This window comes from Yaniella sp. (assembly GCF_030453185.1).
In the GTDB taxonomy this organism is placed as follows: Bacteria; Actinomycetota; Actinomycetes; order Actinomycetales; family Micrococcaceae; genus Yaniella.
On record NZ_JAKDKW010000111.1, the window covers coordinates 1 to 4,994 of the forward strand.

1 protein-coding gene and 4 pseudogenes are annotated in these 4,994 nt (G+C 57.7%); 1 reads left to right on the top strand and 4 read right to left on the bottom strand.

The features are described from left to right. Positions 1 to 4: 4 nt before the first annotated feature. The 3 genes and pseudogenes from L0H14_RS11615 to L0H14_RS11625 all read right to left on the bottom strand — a co-directional run. Positions 5 to 1,087: pseudogene (locus L0H14_RS11615) on the bottom strand (transposase); the annotation flags it as partial. Positions 1,088 to 1,162: 75 nt separating this feature from the next. Then, positions 1,163 to 2,695 carry a group II intron reverse transcriptase/maturase gene (gene ltrA, locus L0H14_RS11620; protein WP_301419873.1) on the bottom strand — a complete coding sequence of 511 codons (1,533 nt, stop codon included), beginning with the start codon at positions 2,693 to 2,695 and terminating at the stop codon, positions 1,163 to 1,165. A gap of 652 nt (positions 2,696 to 3,347) precedes the next feature. After that, positions 3,348 to 3,650: pseudogene (locus L0H14_RS11625) on the bottom strand (IS3 family transposase); the annotation flags it as partial. A gap of 242 nt (positions 3,651 to 3,892) precedes the next feature. Here L0H14_RS11625 and L0H14_RS11630 point away from each other — a divergent pair. Then, positions 3,893 to 4,066: pseudogene (locus tag L0H14_RS11630) on the top strand (arsenic resistance protein); the annotation flags it as partial. Positions 4,067 to 4,529: 463 nt separating this feature from the next. Here the strand turns inward: L0H14_RS11630 and L0H14_RS11635 are convergent. Next, positions 4,530 to 4,994 (bottom strand): annotated as a pseudogene (locus tag L0H14_RS11635) (acetyl-coenzyme A synthetase); the annotation flags it as partial.

The window sequence follows — 4,994 nt, forward strand, 5'->3', positions numbered from 1 at the left end:
GTGTTTAGGCGGCGAGTTTTGTGTCCTCCTGTTGCAGTGGGGTGGGCTGGTTAATCCAGGCAGCTGCTGGCAGCTGCAGTGTTTTAGGTAACTGATGCTTGGCAAAGCGTTCCGGGTGGGTTTGCCACGCAGTTTGCATCGCGTTCTGGCGGGCTTGGTCTATCTCCGTGGTGAGTCCGAAATGCACATCGGCTGGGGTGTGAAACCCGATACCGGAATGCCGGTGTTCGTGATTATAGGCGTCGACGAAGTCGGCCATAAACGCTCTGGCATGCTGTAAAGAGCCGAAGCGTTCCGGGAACTCGGGCAGGTACTTCAAAGTCTTGAAAGCGGCCTCAGAGTATGGGTTATCGTTGGAAACCTTTGGTCGGGAATGCGATTTCACCACCTCCAAATCTGACAACAACGCGGTCACGGGTTTCGAGGTCATGGACGAACCACGATCAGCGTGGACCACCTTGGGGATCCCGTAGACACCGAACACGGTGGCCATGAATTCCTCGGCCAGCCCGGCGGATTCTCGGGCATGGACGACGCAACCAACGATGAACCGCGAGAAGATATCCAGCATCACGTAGGCGTTGTAGTAGATGCCCTTGGTCGGCCCAGCCAGTTTGGTGATATCCCACGTGAAGACCTCACCGGGTTCGGTGGCAACCAACTCCGGGATTGTTCGGGCTGGATGGCGAGCTTGACGGCGCCGTTCGGTCACCTGGGCGTTCTCGTGCAAGAGTCGATACATCGTGGACACTGAGCAGAGATAGGTGCCCTCGGATAGCAGCGTGGCATAAATCTGCTGCGGTGCTTGATCCACAAACCGGTCACTATGCAATACCGCCAGCACCTGCTCGCGTTCAGCATCAGACAGTTTATTGGCCGGTTCCGGCCGCGGAACCGGATGCTTGTCCCCAGTCCCACCACGGGATTCGGCTTGAGCTGCCCGATGCATCGTGGAGCGACTGATCCCAGTCAACGCTTCGGCCTGACGCGTGGCCACGTTGGCTTCCAGCAGCTGCTGGTAGGCGGCTTTTAGCGGCTGTTGCGCTTGGGATCGTGAGAGTCCGCGCCCTTGGAGAGCTGTTCCAAGAGTCGGGTAGCCCCGGCGCATTACTGCGCCAGGGCCCCCTCAGAACCGGACGTGAATAGTTTCTATTCATCCGGCTCAAGCAAGCCCAAGGGCAGCAGCAGGTGTGGGAAGTGGTGGCCGTCGACGTCGTTGTTGCCAATACTCGGTCAGGGCGGGGTCATCAGGTGATGCCCGACCTTTGACCTTAATATGGCGTACGATCGGCGTCCAAGCGGTCTTGGTCAGGTGCTGGCCGGTGTCCCGGTCACCAAAAACCCAGTGATCGTTGCGCGAGGCGCGGTAGCGACCCCAGTAGCGGTCTTTGATCCAGCGTCGTCCCTTGTTCGGGTGGCGTCGTAGTGCCCAGCGCCACAGCCGGTCGAACAGCCAACTATCAAGCTGATTATAGGACCGTTGCGAGACTCCGGTGCGGTAATAGTTCGCCCATCCTCGAAGAATAGGATTGAGTGTCCCGATCACCGCTTGGGCATTTGCGCCGTTGAGTCTCGTCACCTCCTGGCCGAGCCGTGCGCGTATCCGAATCATTGCAGTCTTGGATGGTTTGGTCAGCAGCTTCCCATTGGGGTAGCGGCGGATATTGAACCCCAAGAAGTCGAATCCCTCGGATAAGTGCACGATGTGTGTCTTGTCCTCGTTGAACGACAACCCGCGGGGTCGTAACCAGCCTGCCAGCCGATCTTTGACTGCAAGGGCCTCCTGTTCCGAATGACACAACGCGACCAGGTCATCCGCGTAACGAATAAGCACTGGCGCGCCCTTGACCACTCGGTCACCGAGCTGCACTTTGTGCGCAGCGTGTCGGCGTACCCCAGCGGCTTCTTCCATTCCGTGCATGGCGATATTTAACAACAACGGCGAGATCAAACCACCTTGGGGTGCTCCCGCTTCGGTAGGTAGATACTCGCCGTGTTCCATGATCCCGGCCGTCAGCCACGCCCTGATATGTCCCTTAGTTGGGAATCCATCGAGCATGGACAGCAGGTGATCATGGTTGATGTTGTCAAACGCCGCGGCGAGGTCAGCGTCCAGTACCCACATGCGGTACCGGGTCTTTCCTGCACACGTTAGATAGATCGCCTCAATAGCATCATGGCAGCCACGTCCTGGCCGGAAGCCATAGACATCCGGTTCAAAACGGGCCTCCCACTCGGGCTCCAACGCATTGACAACCATCGCCTGGATGGCGCGATCGATCAACGTCGGGATACCCAGCGGTCGGCGTTTGCCATCGGCCTTGGGGATATACACCCGCCGTACCGGTGAGGGCTTGGTCGTCATCGCATTGTCTGCAAGCCAGACCGCCATCGCAGCCCGTGACTCGTCATCCAACACGACCACGCCATCCACCCCCGCGGTATGGCGCCCCGTATTTGTCTGCGTCACCCTACGCACCGTCACAAGCACATTGGCCCACGACCGAAGCATCAAGCGTTGCAGACTCCGAACCCGCTTGGGGTTCGCATCCTGTGCCGCCGTGAAGATCCGTTGCCTCAGCGCACGTACATTCGCTTCCATCTGAGACCAATTGATATCAGCCCACCAGTCGAAGTTGTCGTCTGTGGATCTGTTCGCCGTAGCGTCTAACATCCTCCGCAGTTCTGTGCGCATTGGTGTCTTCCTTTCACGACTCACCCGGCTCACGTCAGCCCGCTTTCGCGTCCAGACACGCAGTCCGGTATCCAGGTGGTTGACGCCCGGTGACCGCAGGAGGAGCAGTCGTATACCGCGCGTTTCCCAGCATCTTTCGATATCCTGGCGTTGGCTTTTTGAGCCTTCCTGTTCCCGCCGCACACATCAGCATCCTTTACAGGATGCCCACCGGTGTCACCGGCGTGTGACGGGGTTTCCGTGTTCCACACCTTTCAGCTACAGTCTGGCAGGGTGCCGTCTTTCCCCCGGGAACGGTGGTGTCCTCGCACCCGCCTCGCACGCCGCGGGTGCCACCTGCCGGGATCTCACCGGCGTGTTCCTGAAACCCCCGATACTTGCCATAAGGGGGCCTAAAGCTAACGAGAGCTCATCGACGGTTCACTTGCGTTCACCCATCCAGACTTTCCCCTCGCCCGTCGTACATCGGCAAGTTGATGCCACGACTTCGGCTTTCCCGCAGGCTTCGCACCTCGTCGTTACCAACGAAGCACGCCCCGGTGGGGACGGATCTACTGGACACTGACCCGGATCACATGCGACGCCCCAACAGGGCGTTACCTCCTCACCACGTGATCACTGAAAATGTGCGACCTCACGTCGCACGCGCGTGCGCTTTTCCCATAATATCCAGAGCAGTCTGGGTGGTTTCCAAATCCCGTTCCCGATCGGCGAGCTGGCGTTTTAGCCGGGCAATCTCGGCTTGTTCTTTCGTGGGCTTGCCCACCGATTGACCAGGTTGTTTGTCATCAAACATGCCCGCATCACTTTGTTTGCGCCACTGGGCGATCTGAGAGGAATACAACCCATTGGCCCGCAAATACGCGCCACCTTGTTGGGTTTGGATCGCCTGATCATAGGCTTCCAGATGCGCGAGCTTCTCGGCGACGCTGATCACTCGGCGACGAGGCTTATCGGTAGAACCATCAGTGCTCATGCCCCTATTATCCGATATTGCGGCTAAACCTGAAACGGGTCCTGCCACGGCCGGCGATGGGATGGAATACGAAGAAGTTGTCAACGGAATTTCTTTCTCAAACAGGCCCTATCAAAAGTGAACTTGCTAAGAGCCGCTGGTCTCATCCCATGCTGACAGATAGGGCGTCGGCTTGGTTGTTGGACGAGCCGCACGTCTTGGGGTTCCACAGCAACGAGCAGGTGGTGTTTAGTGGTGTCACACGCAATTCGCTGGTGATCTTGCCACTGGTGTTGGCACTTCCAGCTCATTACGATCTGGCTGCGCTTGTGGTGGTCACTCAGACTCTGGTGGAGCTGGTTGTGATGGTGATACTGGTTCAACTGCTGCCGCGCCTGCGTATAGACGCTCGCTAGCTGAAGAGGATTCCCGTCACTTAGCTGTATTGACAACATACCGAACGGACCAACGTGGCGCCTTCAGCACCATTGAGCTGTTGAAGTTTTGCAGTGACTCTAAGAAGCCTTGTCGCAGTGACTCTAAGAAGCCTTGTGGGATGGATACCTACGATAAGTGCAGCAACCGTAGTCGAACAACTGTTCTGAGACGCAGAGTCGGTGATAACACGAGTAGAAAAACTCATGACACTCGAGACATAACTGCTCCTGGGCTCTATCAAGCACGGGAAAACTCTTTGTCCTGTTGGGCATAGTCTTGGGCATAGGAATCTTCTTCGTTGCCCCGCGAGCAGGAACAACCAACCCAGGCTTTTTGCTGGCTTCGCTTGGCATGGTTCTGCGGGGCATCAGCATGCGTCCCCGCCACGGTTCGTTTGCCTCATCGACACCGGAACCGGTCCCGCTACCGCGTTGCCGGCGGTTAGTTGCCGGTGCGTTCCCGCACGCGCTGTTGGATGAGGTCCATAACGGAAGCGTCCGCCAGGGTGGTGACATCCCCAATTTCACGGTTTTCAGCTACATCTTTGAGCAGCCGACGCATGATTTTACCCGAACGGGTCTTGGGTAGATCCGGTACCGTCATAATTGATCGCGGTGTCGCAATGGGACCAATTTCGCTGCGGACGTGCTCGCGTAACTGTTGGATGACATTATCGTCGTCTTCGGCGCTCTCGCGCAAAATCACAAACGCCTCGATCGCTTGACCGGTGGTCTCATCTTGTGCACCGACCACGGCTGCCTCAGCAACCATCGCATGCGAGACCAGCGCGGATTCAATTTCCGCGGTGGACATACGGTGCCCCGAAACGTTCAGCACATCGTCCACCCGGCCTAAGACCCAGATATCGCCGTCCTTATCAATTTTTGCGCCGTCCCCGGCAAAATA